The organism is Candidatus Eisenbacteria bacterium, assembly GCA_035577985.1.
In the GTDB taxonomy this organism is placed as follows: Bacteria; Desulfobacterota; Binatia; order DP-6; family DP-6; genus DATJZY01.
In genome coordinates this window covers 27,320-42,391 of the sequence record DATJZY010000031.1, presented here as the reverse complement: position 1 = coordinate 42,391, position 15,072 = coordinate 27,320, and the positions used below count along the sequence as shown (strand labels likewise).

Here is a 15,072-nt window from a genome sequence, read left to right as displayed (position 1 = left end):
GGGGCGGGTCAGCCAGCGGTCGCCGCCGAGGCGGCCTGCACGACGTCCGTCCGCGCGCCCGTGGCGGCCTCCGCCACGACCGGCGCGAGCCCGCTGACGAAGTCCTTCTGGTGCTTCTCGAGCCCGGGAATGAGGACGATGAGGGGCGCGTTCTCGCGCGCGGCGAGATCGACGATGAACTTCCCGGCCGCGGCCGACTCGGACGCCAGGTCGAGGATCACCACGTTGGCGCCGGCGGCGAGATCGGAAGCCTGCTTCAGGTTCCACGCCGTGCGAACCAGCATGCCGCCTTGGAGGAGCCCCTCGCGGAGCGGAATCAGCGCGGCGCCGTCGGAGCCCACCATGATGACCTTTGCGCCCTGCGGCGCGAGCGGCGCGAGCTGGGCGTGGACGCTCTGCGGATCGATCGGCCGCGCGATGACCTCGAAGCGGCCGAGCGACAGCGCGCGATCGCCGTCCGCCACGCAGCACCAGAGCGGCGTCGCGATCTTCGCGGCGCGCAGCGCGACCGCGGCCTCGACTGCTCCGGGCGCCGCGATGTTCACGACACAGCAGTCGGGTGTGAGCTCGTTGACGCGATCGCACACCTCGGGCCGGGCGGGCAGCGCGTGTGCTTCGACGCCGACCGGAGCCTCCCAGCCCTCGGTCGCGTCGATGATGCCGACCTTGGGGCCACCGGCGACCTGCGGGGCGACGGGCTCGGGCTCGTACGATGGCTCCGCCGGCTCGGCGTCGGGAACGACGGCAGGCTCCGGCTCCACGTCGTCCGCCACGGGAGCCAGGACTTCCTCCTCGACGGGATCGCTCGAAGCGAACTTCGGCGAGAACGTCGAGATCGGCTCTTCGGCGGGATCGCTCGCAACGATCGGGGAGACGGTCGGGGGCTCCTCGTCCCCGATCGGCTCGGGGGCGTCGGGCTCGACCACCGGCGTCGGCACGAAGGTCACGAGCGGTTTCACTTCCAGCAGCATCGTCGGCGCAGGCGCTTCCTGCACGGGCGTCGCTTCGTGTGCCGCGGCCTCCTCGTGCGCACGCACCTGCTCCTCGAGGCTCGCGATCTGCAAGCGAAGGCGCGCCTCGCGCTCGGTGGCCTCGGTCAGCCGGGCGACGGCCTGGGCGTGCTTCATGACGACTTCGTTGTGGTCCGACGACAGCTTGTCGATCTGCTTCCGCGCCTGCTCGTGTGCGCCCTTCGCTGCGAGTAGCTCGCGCTCGGTCTCGACCATGATCGCGCGCATGCGCTCGATCTCGACCGGGACGGGGCCGTTCTCGCCCGCCTCGCGCTGCTGGCGCATGCGCAAGAGCTCGGCCTCCGACTCGGTCGCGCGCTCGACGGCGCGCGCCAGCTCCTGGCTCATCGAGGACACGCGCCGCTGCTCGGTCGCGAGCGCTTCACGCACCGACTCGAGCTCGCCGACGGCGCCGCAGCGCGCGTCCTCCTCGGCCTGGAGGATCTCGCGCGTGAGGCGCATCGTCTCCTCGCGGTCGGCCTGGGCGCGGATCGTTGCGGCGTCCACCTCGACGCGCAGCCGCTGCTCCTGGATCTTCACTTGCGTGAGCTCGTCCTTGCAGCGGTCCAGCTCCTGCGCGTGCAATTCGGCCTTCTGGCGCTCGGTCGCCACGCGCGACTCGAACATCACGCGCTCGGCGGCGTGCGCCGCCGCACGCGCCTCGAGATCCGCGATGCGGTCGCGGAGCGCATGGAGCTCGCGACCCATCACGTCGCGCTGCTCGTAGACCTGCGCGAGCTCGGGTACGAGCGAGCGCGCGATCGACGCGAACGATACGGCGTCGACTGCCTGCGCGGCCGTCATCTGCACGACCCGAACGATCTCCCTCGTCGCTTCGCGCACCGCGGCAAGACCCGCAGCGCTCACGGTATCGCGCGACGCCGCGCCGTTCGTCCCGTGCTCTACGATATCGCGCATGTCGGGGGAGTCGTTCACGCCTCCAAGGTAGAAGGTAGATCGGTGAGTGAGAAGGCCGGTCGAAAACGGGTCGTGTCAGCGATTTGACCCCGGGTCGCCGACGGCGTCGCCCACTCGACAATCCCCCGGGGCCGATGCTAGGACCTCGCCCCCGTAGAGTGTGATGAAGCGTCCGCGGTGGGTCGCGGGCGGCCAACCACTCGAAACCCGCGGGGATTCAGTCAGATCGCACCGACTGGACCTCGTTTGTTTGGAGAAGGTGCCCGTATGCGATTCCCACGTGTGACCACCGTTGTGCTCGCGGCCGTCACGGCCGCCCTGCTGCCCGCCGTGGCTCTCGCGAGCGAGGCCAGCCTCGTCCTGCCGCCCCTCGGCGACGGCCGCAGCCTGCTCCTGTGGCTCGGCATCGTCGTGTGCGGTCTCGGCCTTGCGTTCGGCATCGCCCAGTTCATGGCGCTCTCGAGGTTGCCCGTGCATCGCGCGATGAAGGAGATCTCGGAGCTGATCTACGAGACCTGCAAGACGTACCTGCTGACGCAGATCCGCTTCATCGGAATTCTCTGGGTCTTCATCTCGGCGATCATGGTCGTCTACTTCAAGTTCCTCGCCGTCGACCACGAGGGCGCGCACCTGCCGTGGGTGAAGGTCATCACCATCCTCGTCTTCAGCCTCGTCGGCATCGCCGGGAGCTGCGGCGTCGCGTGGTTCGGCATCCGCGTGAACACGTTCGCGAACTCGCGGACGGCGTTCGCGGCGCTCAAGGGCAAGCCCTACCCGACCTACGCGATCCCGCTCCAGGCCGGCATGTCGATCGGCATGCTGCTCATCGTGACCGAGCTCGCGATCATGCTCTTCATCCTGCTCGGCGTGCCGTCGGACTACGCCGGGCCGTGCTTCATCGGCTTCGCCATCGGGGAGTCGCTGGGCGCTGCCGCGCTGCGCATCGCCGGCGGCATCTTCACGAAGATCGCCGATATCGGGTCGGACCTCATGAAGATCGTCTTCAACATCAAGGAGGACGACGCGCGGAACCCGGGCGTCATCGCCGACTGCACGGGCGACAACGCGGGCGACTCCGTCGGCCCCTCGGCCGACGGTTTCGAGACCTACGGCGTCACGGGCGTCGCCCTCATCACGTTCATCCTGCTCGCTACGCCCGAAGCCGCGGTGCAGGCGCACCTGCTCGTGTGGATCTTCGTGATGCGCCTCGTGATGGTGCTCTCGAGCGGCGGCTCGTACTGGCTCAACGGCGTCATCCAGCGCGGCCGCTACGCCGACGCGAACGACATGAACTTCGAGCACCCCCTCACGTTCCTCGTGTGGCTCACGTCGGTCGTCTCGATCGCCGCGACATTCATCGTCTCGAAGCTGCTGATCGGCGGCCTCGGCGACGGGACGCTGTGGTGGAAGCTGTCGGTCATCATCTCGTGTGGCACGCTCGCGGGCGCGGTCATCCCCGAGGTGGTGAAGATCTTCACGTCCACCGAGTCGGGCCACGTGCGCGAGGTCGTGACCGCGTCGCGCGAGGGCGGGGCGTCGCTCAACATCCTGTCGGGGCTCATCGCCGGCAACTTCTCGGCCTACTGGCTCGGCATGGTGATCCTCGGCCTCATGGGCCTCGGCTTCATCATGAGCACGCAGGGCGTGGAGGCGCTCTTCATCACGGGACCGGGCGGCGTCACGCCGGCTCCGGTGTTCGCGTTCGGGCTCGTCGCGTTCGGGTTCCTCGGCATGGGCCCGGTGACGATCGCGGTCGACTCGTACGGGCCGGTCACGGACAACGCCCAGTCGGTCTACGAGCTGTCGCTGATCGAGACCATCCCGAACGTCGGCCAGGAGATCCAGCGCGACTTCGGCTTCACGCCGAACTTCGATCGGGCCAAGCACTACCTCGAATCGAACGACGGGGCGGGCAACACGTTCAAAGCGACGGCGAAGCCGGTGCTGATCGGAACCGCGGTCGTCGGGGCGACGACGATGATCTTCTCGATCATCATGACGCTCACGGACGGCCTCAAGACCGGCATGGACAAGCTTTCGCTCATGCACGCGCCCTTCCTGCTGGGCCTCGTGGCCGGCGGCGCGGTCGTGTTCTGGTTCACCGGCGGTGCCATCCAGGCCGTCGCAACGGGGGCCTACCGCGCCGTCGAGTTCATCAAGCGCAACATCAAGCTCGAAGGCGTGGAGAAGGCGTCGGTCGAGGACTCGAAGAAGGTCGTCGCCATCTGCACGCAGTACGCCCAGAAGGGCATGTTCAACCTCTTCCTCGCGGTCTTCTTCTCGACCCTGGCCTTCGCCTGCGTCGAGCCGTTTTTCTTCGTCGGCTACCTGATCTCGATCGCGCTCTTCGGCCTCTACCAGGCGCTGTTCATGGCGAACGCCGGCGGCGCGTGGGACAACGCCAAGAAAGTCGTCGAGGTCGACCTCAAGCAGAAGGGGACCGACCTCCACGCCGCGTGCGTGGTCGGCGACACGGTGGGCGACCCGTTCAAGGACACGTCGTCGGTCGCGCTGAACCCCGTCATCAAGTTCACGACGCTCTTCGGCCTCCTCGCCGTCGAGCTCGCGATCTCGATGAATGCAGGCACGAGCCGCCTGCTCGCGGTCGTCTTCTTCCTGTGCTCGACCGTGTTCGTGTACCGGTCGTTCTACGGAATGCGGATCGGCGCGGCGGAGTAGCGCTCGCGTCGGCGCCGGGCGGCGAGCCCGGCGTGCGGCGTCACTGCTTCAGCCAGGCCTGGAAGAGCGCCTCTTTGCAGGGCTCCGACAGCTCCGGCAGGTGCGCCTTCATGCACTCCTTGATCCGACCCTGGCCGGGCGGAACGTTGCTGCAGAAGTGCGCAATGTCGGGTTTGCACGCCGTCAGCACGGGATGCTCGGCGGCTCGCGCGATCGCAGCCGACGCCCCGAGCGCCAGCAGACCCGCCAGGAGCAGAATTCTCGTCGCCATCGTCAGTCCTCCAGTTCGGTTCGAGCCGGCCGTCGTGGATGCACACGGCCGAGCACGCCGATGGCGTAGCAGATGTTGCGGGCGTCAGCTTGCCATTTGGTGCCAAGTCGACGAGGTGGAGGCGTGCTGCGGCGCGCGAGGAAAAGGACGGGTGCGTCGAGCGCTCGGGGTCTCCTGGCGCCGATCTACGTCGGTCCCGCGAGGGTACCCCGCACGAACGCGATGATCGCTCCTGCGGCGACGTCGGGAGCGCGCGCGGTTGTGTCGACCTCGAAGTCGTGGTGCTGGTCCCATTCCTGCGTGCCATGCTATCCCCCCTTTCATGTCCACTCGGCCGACGCCGATCCGCCCGACCCCGACGGAAAAGACCATCGAGCCCGACCTCGGCACCGAGCTGATCCCCAAGGAGCGCTACACCTCGCCCGACTTCGCCCGGCTCGAGTGGGATCGCATGTGGACGCGAGTATGGCTCTTCGCCGGCCCCGAGGCCGACGTGGCCAATCCGGGCGACTGGTTCACGTTCGAGATCGGGCCGGAGTCGATCATCGTCGCGCGTGACCGCGCCGGCGCGCTCCACGCGCACTACAACGTCTGCTTGCACCGCGGGAACCGGCTGTGCGAGCCGGGGCGGGGCAGCTCACCGACGTTCAGCTGCCGCTATCACGCCTGGGAGTGGAACCTGGACGGCACGCTGCGGCACGCGACCGACGCGGAGGACTTCACGCAGGGCCTGCCGCCGGGGCTCCGGCTGGGACCCGTGCGCTGCGAGACGTGGGGCGGCTTCGTGTGGGTCACGCTCGATCCCGCCGCGGAGCCGCTCGCCGAGTATCTCGGCGTCATCCCCGAGCACCTGGCGCCGTACAACTTCGAGGAGCACGTCCTGGTCGACGACGTGACGCTCGAGCTCGACTGCAACTGGAAGACGTGCGTCGACGCGTTCAACGAAGCGTACCACGTCCAGGGAACGCACCCCGAGCTGCTCGAGTACTCCGACGACGTGAACGTGCAGATCGACCTCTACGGCAAGCACAGCCGCTTCATCTATCCCGTCGGCACGCCGAGCCCGCGCCTGGGCAAATCGAATCGCGTCCCGCGCTGGCTCGGCGACATCATCCTGCGGGGATCCGGCATCGACCCCGAGACGTTCGAAGGCACGGCCGCCGACGTGAAGCCCGCGGCGATCGCGGCCACCCGCAAGGTCGCCGCCGATCTCGGCATGGACCTCTCGGCGCTGCGCGACGAGCAGATGCTCGACGACTACCACTACACGATCTTTCCGAACGTGACGCTCAACATCCACGGCCGCGGCTTCTGGCTTTTCCGCCACCGGCCGCATCCGACCGATCCGCAGAAGATGCTCTTCGACTTCCAGGACTACATGCGCTGGCCCGAGAGCCTCGGGCCGCGCGAGCGGCCGGCGCACCGCCGCGACGTGCAGGGCGGCACCTCGCTCGGCATCGTCCTCGACCAGGACCTCCACAACCTGCCGCGCGTCCAGGCCGGCATGCGCTCGCGCGCGTTCGAGGGCCTGCTGCTCGGGCGGCAGGAGCGCCGCATCCGGCACTTCCACCGTACGCTCGAGAGCTACCTCGACGCGCCCTAGGCGACCGACCCAAGACTCCGTCTTGGGTCGGCCTTTCTAGCCCTGGGCCGTGAGCTGCTCGCGCACCGCGACCGCCGGCGTGCCCACGCTCGTCAGCCAGAGCTGGTGCACCGCGCGCGTCGCCGCCACGTGCAGCCGCCGGCGCGACGTCGCCGTGTCGGGGTAGCTCGTCGAGCTCGCCTCGACCACCACGACGTAGTCGAACTCGAGGCCCTTCACCTGCTCGACCTCGGTCACCTCGATGCCGGGAGCAAAGGTGAAGTTCTGGTGCTCGACCAGGCGCAGGCGCGGCGTCTCGCTCGTCTGCAGGCCGCTGAAATAGAGCTTCGACAGCTCCGCCGACGGCGTGAGGATCGCGACCGACGCCAGCGGCTCGGCGGCGACCAGCTCCTTCAACGCATCGGACAGCCATCCAACGCACGCGCCGTGGTCCGTGAAGCGGAAGAGCTCGATGACCGGGCCGGAGCGCACCGTCTTGGGCGGCGTCGCGTCCTCGCGCAGGTCACCCAGGAGGGCAACCGCGAAGCTCGCGATCTCGTGCGTGCAGCGGTAGCTCACCTCGAGCGTGCTGACCTCGGTGCCGTCGAGCCCGAGCCGGCCCAGGAACTCCGACCACGACCGGAAGCCGCCGTGCTCTACGATGGCCTGCTGGGTGTCGCCCGCGAGCGTGATGCTCTTGCGCTCGTCGAGGCACCCGAGCAGCACGCGGACCTCGATCGGCGCGAAGTCCTGCACCTCGTCGACGGCGATGTGCCGGTAGCGGAGCGGCCGCTCGCCGCGTCCGGGCAGCGCGCCCACGCGCAGCTCCCACGCATAGAGCAGGAGGGCCTCGTCGGCCTCGTCGATCTCGGCCTGCACCGCGTCGTCGCCGGCAAGGAACGCCGTCAGCTCCTCGTGGCGCACTCGGCACCAGTCGGTCGCGCGCCGGAGCTCCTCGCTGCTGAAGGTGCCCGGCGCTTCGGCGGCGACGACCTCCTCGAGGAGCGTCAGGTTCATGAGCGTGCTGCCCCAGTCGTCGACCACCTGGCGCGCCGACGCCTTCCCCGGCGTGGCGTGGACGTGGCGCTCGAGCGCCACCATCAGCACGGGATGGAGCTTCAGGCGATGCACGACGGCGGGCGTGGTGTCCCGTATCGTGTGGGGCAGGCGCGGGAAGAGGCGCCGCACGACGTCGGACGCCCACTCGTGGAACGCCCGCACCTGCACGCGGTTCACCTGCAGGGCCGGGAGCACGTGGCTCACGTAGTCGCGCAGCGCCTGCGAGAACACGACGAAGAGCGTGTCGGGCGAATCGATGCGCGGATCGTCGTAGGCGAGGTATGCGATGCGGTGGAGCGCGACCGTGGTCTTGCCGGAGCCGGCCGTGCCGCGGATCACCACGAAGCCCGACGATGGTTTGGTGATGAGGTCGAACTGCGTGGAATCGATCAGCCCTGCGATGTCCGGCAGGTGCTTGTCGGCGCGCCGGCGCAGGCCGCGCCCGCCCGTACCCAGCGAGCGCGCCGCGATCTCGTCGGCGCCGTGCGCGCGGAGCGCCGACCCCTGTCCGCCCGCGAGGCGTGCCGGCTCGCGCTCGAGCCGCTGCCAGCCGCCCTCCGTGCCGTCGTCCGTCTGGAAGATCCCCTCGGGCGCGTCGACGCGGCGGAGCTGCCGATCGCGGATCGACACCGTGCGGCGCGCGAGCACGACGCCTTCCTTCACGCGGCCCGCGATCTCCTCCTCGTATTCCTCGCCCTGGCGGTAGCGATAGAAGACGCGCGAGATGGGCGCGTTCCGCCAGTCGACGATCGGATAGCCGGGCAGCAGGCGCGTCGTCTTCCCGATGAGGATCTCCTGCACGGCGCGGTTCTCGCGGAGGCGCAGGTGCGCGAAGTAGGGCGACGCGGTGTCGACGGCCGCTGCGCGCTCGGCGGTGCGGAGCTGCTTGAGCAGCGCCGAATGCCGATCGAACTGGTGCACGAGCGCCCCACGATCCTCCTCCTTCGTGCCGCCGTCGCGGATCGAGTCGCGCAGGTGCTCCAGCTCCTTCACGAGCGACGTCTCGGATGGCGCGTGCTCCGGCGCGGTCGCGTCGAGACGCGCGCTCACCTCCGCGAGCAGCCTCAGCTCTTCTTCGACGATTGGGTCTGGCACGATTCGGGGAAAGGTTGGTAGTCTCCACGTCGCGATGGGGAAGCGCAAGCCGTCCGCGCGTACCGAGCGGCGCGCCCGCGCCCACGTCCACGAGGAGCTGGTGCGCGACCTGGAGGCGCTGGCGCGCGTGACGCCGGGCGGGACGCCCGCGCGACCGATCGACGTCGAATCACCGGCGCAGGTCGAGCCGATCGTGCAGGCGACGCCGTGCCCGCTGTGCGACGGGACCGTCCAGCTCGACGAGCACGCCGTCCGCACGCAGGACGGCGAGCGCTTGCGGGTTGCGAGGGTGCGGTGCACCCAGTGCGGCATCGATCGCGAGCTCTACTTCCGACTCGCGTCGCCCCTGCTCAATTGATCGGCCGGTCGAGCCGCTGGGTCAGCCACGCGCCGATCGTGCGGATCTCGTCGGCGCTGATCGCGTGCGGGATGGGGTACTCGTGGTAAGTGAAGTCGCGCGTCATCGGCTGGAAGGCGTCGCGAATCGCGCGTCCGCTCGCGACTGGAATGACGTCGTCACGGGCGCCGTGCGCGACGAAGAGCGGCACGCGTGCGACGGCGTCCGGCTGCGCCGTGGCAGGGAAGACCTCGTCGCTGAATCGACCCGAGAGCACGACGACGCCGGCGAGGCGCTCGGGGATGGTCCGCAGCAGCCCGAGGGCCATCATCGCACCCTGGCTGAAGCCGAGCACGTAGAGGCGCGCGGGATCGGTCCCGAGCCGCGCCGGCGCCGCCTCGATCCAGCGCACCAACTCGGCCAGCGTCTCGCGGGCCTGCGCGACGTTCGGGACGATCGTCCCGTCCGCTCGCCACTGGATATCGAACCACGCGAAGCCGGTGTGGTACGGGCGCGGCGCGCGCAGGCTCACGACCATGAAGCGCGGATCCAGCTCCGGGGCGATCGAGGCCAGGTCGTCCTCGTCGGCGCCGATCCCGTGAAGCAGGACGAGGAGCGGTGGCTTGCCCGGTGTGCGCTCCCGAGGTGACGCGGTGCGCTCGACGAAGGTCGGCCGGGAAGTCGGTTCGCGCATGGCTGGTCCGCCGTCGTTGCACGCGGCGACCGCCGCCGCCAGCAACGCCGCTGCGAGGCGCACGCGATCCCGGCCTAGAGCAGAGCCTTCAGGAGCAGGCCCGGGAGCTTCAGCCAGCTCGGTACGGCCTCCATGTCCGCCGCCGCCGGCGCCACCTTGCCCGTCTTCGGATTGTCGAAGAACCAGAGCGGGTACGGCGAGACGGTGAGCGGTCCGCGCACCACGGACTTGTCGACGCCGCCCAGCATGTACGTGTTGTGGACCCAGCCGAGGCCGCTCTGGATGTTCTTCAGGGTGGAGCTCTGGTGTCCGCCCCATGGCAGCGTGCCGAACGCGTAGCAGAGCGCCGCCCAGTGGTTGATCGACACCGTGCCGTAGCGCAGGTCGACGGTCGCCTTGTCGAGGGCCGCCGCCGTCGCCGGATCCTTCTCGTGCTTCGGGTGGACGACGATCATCGCGCTGAGCGTGCCCCACAGCCGGTCGTTCATGAACGACGTCACCGTGCCGAGGAACTCGACCGGATCGGGCGTGCCGACGCTCGTCTCGGAGAGGATTCCGCAGAACGGCTCGGTGCGGAAGAGCGGGTCGTCCGAGCTGGAATCCAGGCCGCGCACGAGCGCCCACTGCAGGCGCTCTGCCGAACCCTGTCCGAAGCGCTCGACGTTGCCGTGACCGGCCAGCAGCCTCTCGTAGCGCTCGAAGGCGCCCGGGTAGTAGGCCTTGCGCGTCGGCGCCTGGGCGAGGCCCTGCGCCACCAGGTCGAGGAACTTGTCGCGTTGCGGCCATCCCTTGGCCGTGATCAGCATCTTCGCCGCGTTGCAGTTGAACGAGGCGTTGTTGAAGACCATCGACACCACGTTGCGCGACTGGAACCACAGCTCGGCGTCGCTGTAGGCGTAGGGCACGATCGCGACCGGGCTCACGTTGCCGAGCTCCGACGAGATCGGCACTTTCAGCAGCGGATCGTTCGCCGCCATCCGGCGATCGCGTTCGGGGCCCGGCGCACCCCACACGATCGTGTCATGCGTGCGGTCGGAGCCGGTGATGTGCACGTCGTCGACCATCGGATGGTACGTGATGTATTGCCCGACGTCGGCGCCGCCGTAGACGATGCGCAGGTAGCCGCGGTCGATGAGCGGCGCGAGCGCGCGCTCGAGGTACGGCCCGACCCACTCGTTCACCGGGTTCATCTTGAGGATGCAGACGAAGCCCTCGATGAACATCTTGGTCGCGACGTCCATCGGCGGGATGCTGGACACGTTGCCCGCGCCGAGGATGAGCGACACGCCGCCCTCGGGATCCTTGCGGCCATAGAACTCGGCCTGCGACTCGCGAGCAACGCGCTCGTCCACGCCGGCGGTCATGAGGACATGGCCGGCGAAGCCGCCGTACATGACCGAGTCGAGCGTGCTCGACGGGAAGAGCGCGATCTCGATGCGGCCGTCGGGGCGTCGCCGCACGCCGCGCCCCAGCGCGGGCTTCCCGGCCGCTGCGATCTGATCGAGGCTGTCGGCCAGCAGGCGGAACATCCGGATCGTGGCCGTGGGTCCGGCGAGCCACTCCTCGGACGGATCGGCGCCGCGGGCGCGCGAGCCCTCCGCGACCCAGGCCGGCGCCTCGGCGAGCAGTCGCGGGATGCACTCGCGCAGGAGCTGCGACTTGGCGGTCGGAGCCAACTGCGCGAATTCACGAGCACGTTCCTTGAGGGCCGCGACCGCCGCGTCGATCTCGTTCTGCCGGGTGGGGACTGCGCTCGACGCACTGGCGCTCATCTGCAAGGACGTGCTCGGAGCCTTCATCGTGCGGCGTTCATACACCAGCCCCGGGACGCCAGCCTAGGCCCGTCGCTGGGATCGCACTTGCGCTAGTCGCGGGCGCAGGCGCGCGGGTTCAGGGGACTTTTGCGTCGCCTCGCACGTAGACGGGGATGCGATCGAGGGGAGCGTCGACCATCATCGTCCTCGGTCCGCGGACCTTCTCGGTCGGCGTCCAGAAGCTCCGCCAGGTACCACGCGGGAAGTAGACCTTGCGCTGGCGCTCGCCGATCTTCCACACCGGCGCGACCAGCAGATCGGGTCCGAACATGTACTGGTCCCAGCGATCGCGCAGCTTCTTGTCCCGCCGATCGAGGAAGACCATCGGCCGCACGATGGGCATGCCCGTCGCAGCATCCTTGGCGGCGTCGACGATGTACGCATGCAGGGTCACGCGCAGCTCGGCGTAGGTGCGGTAGATGTCGATCATCTCCTGGTCGTACTGTGGGGTCGTCGGCATGTCCCAGGGCGCGTGCGTGCCCTTGCCGCCGATCTCCATGATGCCCGAGAACGCGCTGAACTCGATCCAGCGCGCGAACACCTCGCGGTCCTTGAACTCGTAGTAGCCGCCGGTGTCGGAGCCCCAGATGGGGAAGCCCATGAAGGCGGCGCGCTGCTGCGAGATGATGGCGCTGCGCAGGCCGAGGTCGGTGCCGGGCCCGCCGCCCAACCGCTCGCTGCCGGGAATGTCGCCACCCCAGAAGATCGACCAGCGCTGCGTCCCCGAGTAGCCCGGGCGCGAGAAGAGCACGAAGTCGCCGTCGGGATGCGCGGCGACGAGCGCGTCGTAGTGGATCTTCGCCTGGAGCGTCGGGTAGTCGTTGCGAACCTCGCGACCGGTGCGGCCGTCCGCCCAGACGTCGGTCGCCTGCGACGGGATGTGCTCCTCGCCGCGATCGAGCTTGATGCCGTCGATGCGGTTCGCGGCGATGAATGCGGCGAGCTTGTCGCGAAGCCACGCCTGCGCCGCGGGATTCGTCACGTCGAGGATGAAGCTCGAGCCGAAGACATCGTCGCACTTGGGCGTTCCCGTTGCCCCGGGCGGGGCGATGAAGCCGAGCAAGTTCGCTTCGAGGCCGTTGTCGCCGGGCATGGCGCCGCACGCCCACGCCGAGCTCCAGGTCATGATGCGGTAGCCGCGCGACCGCAGCGCGGCGAGCAGGTGGTCCTGGTTCGGGAGCCGCGCCGGATCCCACGCGAACTGCGCGAAGCCGTACTCGCCCTGCAGCACCGGGCGGTCGAAGAGGTAGACGCCCGGCGTGATGTCGAGGGCGTCGTACATCTGCACGTCCTCGGCGACCTTGGCGTTGACCGGCATGCCGTCGAGCACGGCGGTCTCGCCCGTGGGCAGCTCGTCACGCCACCGCCAGTGCAGGAACGCCCAGTCGGGCGGGACGAGGGGGCGGCCGGTGAGCGCCGTGTACTCGTCCAGGATCGTGCGATGATCGGGACCGACGAAGACGTGGAAGCCGAGACGCCGGTGCTCGGGCGTCGTGCCGGCCTCGAACCGGAAGCTCACGACCGACTCGTCGCTCTTGGCGACGTCGAACGCGCCGACGGTCGTGCCGTCGACCGAGAGGCCGTAGCCGCGCGAGCTCTGGTAGAAGGGCGCGTAGAGCGAGAAGGTCGGGCGGACGTACATCTCGACGGTTTCGCCGCGCCGATCGAGCGTGCCCACCTCGGGCGGCTCGATGTCGTCCTCGGTCTGGTCGACGACGCCGTCGACGATCGGCGGCGAATCGCGCAGTCGCTCGGTGAGGCCGTAGATCACCTCGCTCTTCGGCGATCGGAACCGGTCGCCGAGCGCCGCCAGCGTTTCGGGGGCCGGCGGCTCGATGGTCACGTCGAGCGCGCGCGGCGTGCGCCAGCGCAGCGTCACTTTGGTGGGCGCGGCCTCGCCCGTCTCGACCGTCAGGATCGCGCCGTCGCGCTGCTTCGAGAAGCCGCGCACCCGGCCGAGACGGACCGGATCGCCGCCACCGGCGCGCTCGAAGAAGACGCCGCCGCCCGAGGCTTCGCTCGTGAGCAGCCGGCCGTCGCGATCGCGCACGCGCAGGAGGTAGCGGGAGGTCCGGACCTCGGCCACGGCCTCCTTGCTGGCGATGCGGAGGTAGCTCCCCTGGCGCCCGCCGCGCACGGCGGCCATCGACAGGCCGGCGAGGCCGGCGAGGACCGCCACGGAAGTTGACGCGATTCGGACAAACGACGTAGTTCGACCCCACATGACCTTCGATCCTCGCGATCCGAGCTTCTACGACGAGGCCGCCGTGGACGCCGAGCTCGTCCGCGTCTTCGACATCTGTCACGGCTGCCGGATGTGCTTCAACTACTGCCCTTCGTTCCCGGCGCTCTTCGACGCGGTCGACGCGCACGAGGAGCGAGGCGAAGGCGAGGTGAAGGCCCTCTCGCCGGCCGAGAAGTGGAAGGTCGTGGACCTGTGCTACCAGTGCAAGCTCTGTTACGTTAAGTGCCCGTACATCCCACCGCACGAGCTGAACGTCGACTTCCCCCGGCTCATGCTCCGGGCCAAGGCGACGCGGGTGCGGCGCGAGGGCGTCACGCTGCAGGACAAGGCGCTCGGCGACCCGGACCGGATCGCGAAGGTGTCGACCGGGATCGCGGCTTCCATCGTCAACTGGGCCAACGGCAAGAAAGGGCTCCGCGTGCTCGTGGAGAAAGCCGTCGGGATCCACCGCGATCGCGTGCTGCCGCCGTTCGCCGGCCAGACGTTCGAGCGCTGGTTCGGGAAGACGCGCAACGGGGCGGCGGGCGAACGCCGGGTCGCGCTGTTCGAGACCTGCTCGATCAACTACAACTATCCCCACATCGGTGCCGCGACCGTGCAGGTGCTCGAGCACAACGGCTTCCGCGTCCTGCGCCCGCCCCAGCGCTGCTGCGGCATGCCGGCCCTCGACGGCGGCGACATCGAGCGGGCGGTCGCGATGGCACGCGCGAACGTCGCCTCGCTCCTGCCCCTGGTCGAGCAGGGTGTGTCCGTCGTCGTCCTCGGACCGACGTGCGGCTACACGGCGAAGCAGGAGTGGCCCGCGCTCGTCGGCACCGACGACGCCCGCCGCGTCGCCGCGCACGTGGTCGACGCCGGCGAGTTCCTCGCGCGCGAGCACGCCGCCGGCCGCTTGAACCGCACCTTCACCAAGCCGCAGGGCAAGCTCGGCTACCACGTGCCCTGCCACCTGCGCGCCCAGAACATCGGGGCGCCGTTCAGTGCGCTCCTGGAGCTGATTCCCGACACGACGGTCGAGGCCATCGAGCGCTGCTCGGCGTTCGACGGCACGTGGGGGATGAAGAGGGAGTACTACGAGCTGTCGCGGAAGTACGCGAAGAAGCTCTGCCGCGCGCTCGACGACAGCGAGGCCGTGCGTCTCGTCTCCGACTGTCCGCTCGCGGGACTCAACGTCACCGAGGAGCTCGGGGTCACGCCGGCGCACCCGATGGAGGTTCTGCGCGACGCCTACGGGCTCGCGCCCGCGCTCCCGGCCGTCGAGAACGTTTGGCCGGGTGGATCGGTCGCCGGCTGCGGGCGCGCGTCGTGCGCCGGCGGCTTTTGCCACGCGAAGCCGCCGGGGTGACTCGGGTCACCCGGCGGCCTCCG

General features: G+C 69.5%; 10 protein-coding genes. 4 read left to right on the top strand and 6 right to left on the bottom strand.

Going from position 1 to position 15,072, the window contains the following annotated elements:
- Positions 1-8 precede the first annotated feature (8 nt).
- Positions 9-1,928 carry a hypothetical protein gene (locus tag VMS22_04945; GenBank protein ID HXJ33368.1) on the bottom strand — a complete coding sequence of 640 codons (1,920 nt, stop codon included), beginning with the start codon at positions 1,926-1,928 and terminating at the stop codon, positions 9-11.
- A 267-nt stretch (positions 1,929-2,195) separates the two neighbouring features.
- Between VMS22_04945 and VMS22_04940 the strand changes: the two genes are divergently transcribed.
- Positions 2,196-4,607: a sodium-translocating pyrophosphatase gene (locus VMS22_04940; protein HXJ33367.1), complete on the top strand. Its 2,412-nt coding sequence runs from the start codon at positions 2,196-2,198 to the stop codon at positions 4,605-4,607.
- Positions 4,608-4,647: 40 nt separating this feature from the next.
- On the opposite strand, the gene VMS22_04935 is transcribed toward VMS22_04940, so the two are convergent.
- Positions 4,648-4,878 (bottom strand): cysteine rich repeat-containing protein, encoded by a 231-nt coding sequence (locus tag VMS22_04935; protein HXJ33366.1) that lies wholly within the window; start codon positions 4,876-4,878, stop codon positions 4,648-4,650.
- 322 nt (positions 4,879-5,200) lie between these two features.
- Between VMS22_04935 and VMS22_04930 the strand changes: the two genes are divergently transcribed.
- Positions 5,201-6,481: an aromatic ring-hydroxylating dioxygenase subunit alpha gene (locus VMS22_04930; protein ID HXJ33365.1), complete on the top strand. Its 1,281-nt coding sequence runs from the start codon at positions 5,201-5,203 to the stop codon at positions 6,479-6,481.
- 36 nt (positions 6,482-6,517) lie between these two features.
- On the opposite strand, the gene VMS22_04925 is transcribed toward VMS22_04930, so the two are convergent.
- Complete coding sequence (locus tag VMS22_04925) at positions 6,518-8,614, bottom strand: ATP-binding domain-containing protein (GenBank protein ID HXJ33364.1); 2,097 nt, start codon at positions 8,612-8,614, stop codon at positions 6,518-6,520.
- 34 nt (positions 8,615-8,648) lie between these two features.
- Between VMS22_04925 and VMS22_04920 the strand changes: the two genes are divergently transcribed.
- Entirely contained in the window at positions 8,649-8,972 is a 324-nt protein-coding gene (locus VMS22_04920; protein ID HXJ33363.1) for a hypothetical protein, read from the top strand.
- Here the strand turns inward: VMS22_04920 and VMS22_04915 are convergent.
- The 3 genes from VMS22_04915 to VMS22_04905 all read right to left on the bottom strand — a co-directional run bounded on the left by VMS22_04915 (position 8,965) and on the right by VMS22_04905 (position 13,638).
- Positions 8,965-9,708 (bottom strand): alpha/beta fold hydrolase, encoded by a 744-nt coding sequence (locus VMS22_04915; protein HXJ33362.1) that lies wholly within the window; start codon positions 9,706-9,708, stop codon positions 8,965-8,967. The two genes, VMS22_04920 and VMS22_04915, sit on opposite strands and share 8 nt — an antisense overlap.
- 11 nt (positions 9,709-9,719) lie before the next feature.
- On the bottom strand, positions 9,720-11,444 hold the full coding sequence (locus VMS22_04910; GenBank protein ID HXJ33361.1) for an aldehyde dehydrogenase family protein: 1,725 nt from the start codon (positions 11,442-11,444) through the stop codon (positions 9,720-9,722).
- A gap of 91 nt (positions 11,445-11,535) precedes the next feature.
- Positions 11,536-13,638, bottom strand: coding sequence for a TIM-barrel domain-containing protein (locus tag VMS22_04905; protein HXJ33360.1), 2,103 nt, complete (start codon positions 13,636-13,638; stop codon positions 11,536-11,538).
- Positions 13,639-13,681: 43 nt separating this feature from the next.
- Here VMS22_04905 and VMS22_04900 point away from each other — a divergent pair, with 43 nt between their 5' ends.
- Entirely contained in the window at positions 13,682-15,049 is a 1,368-nt protein-coding gene (locus VMS22_04900; protein HXJ33359.1) for a heterodisulfide reductase-related iron-sulfur binding cluster, read from the top strand.
- Positions 15,050-15,072 lie beyond the last annotated feature (23 nt).

Bases quoted from the DNA above. Each gene is read 5' to 3' on its own strand.
- VMS22_04945 (HXJ33368.1), bottom strand. From the start codon at position 1,928: ATGCGCGATATCGTAGAGCACGGGACGAACGGCGCGGCGTCGCGCGAT.
- VMS22_04940 (HXJ33367.1), top strand. From the start codon at position 2,196: ATGCGATTCCCACGTGTGACCACCGTTGTGCTCGCGGCCGTCACGGCC.
- VMS22_04935 (HXJ33366.1), bottom strand. From the start codon at position 4,878: ATGGCGACGAGAATTCTGCTCCTGGCGGGTCTGCTGGCGCTCGGGGCG.
- VMS22_04930 (HXJ33365.1), top strand. From the start codon at position 5,201: ATGTCCACTCGGCCGACGCCGATCCGCCCGACCCCGACGGAAAAGACC.
- VMS22_04920 (HXJ33363.1), top strand. From the start codon at position 8,649: ATGGGGAAGCGCAAGCCGTCCGCGCGTACCGAGCGGCGCGCCCGCGCC.
- VMS22_04910 (HXJ33361.1), bottom strand. From the start codon at position 11,444: ATGAAGGCTCCGAGCACGTCCTTGCAGATGAGCGCCAGTGCGTCGAGC.
- VMS22_04900 (HXJ33359.1), top strand. From the start codon at position 13,682: ATGACCTTCGATCCTCGCGATCCGAGCTTCTACGACGAGGCCGCCGTG.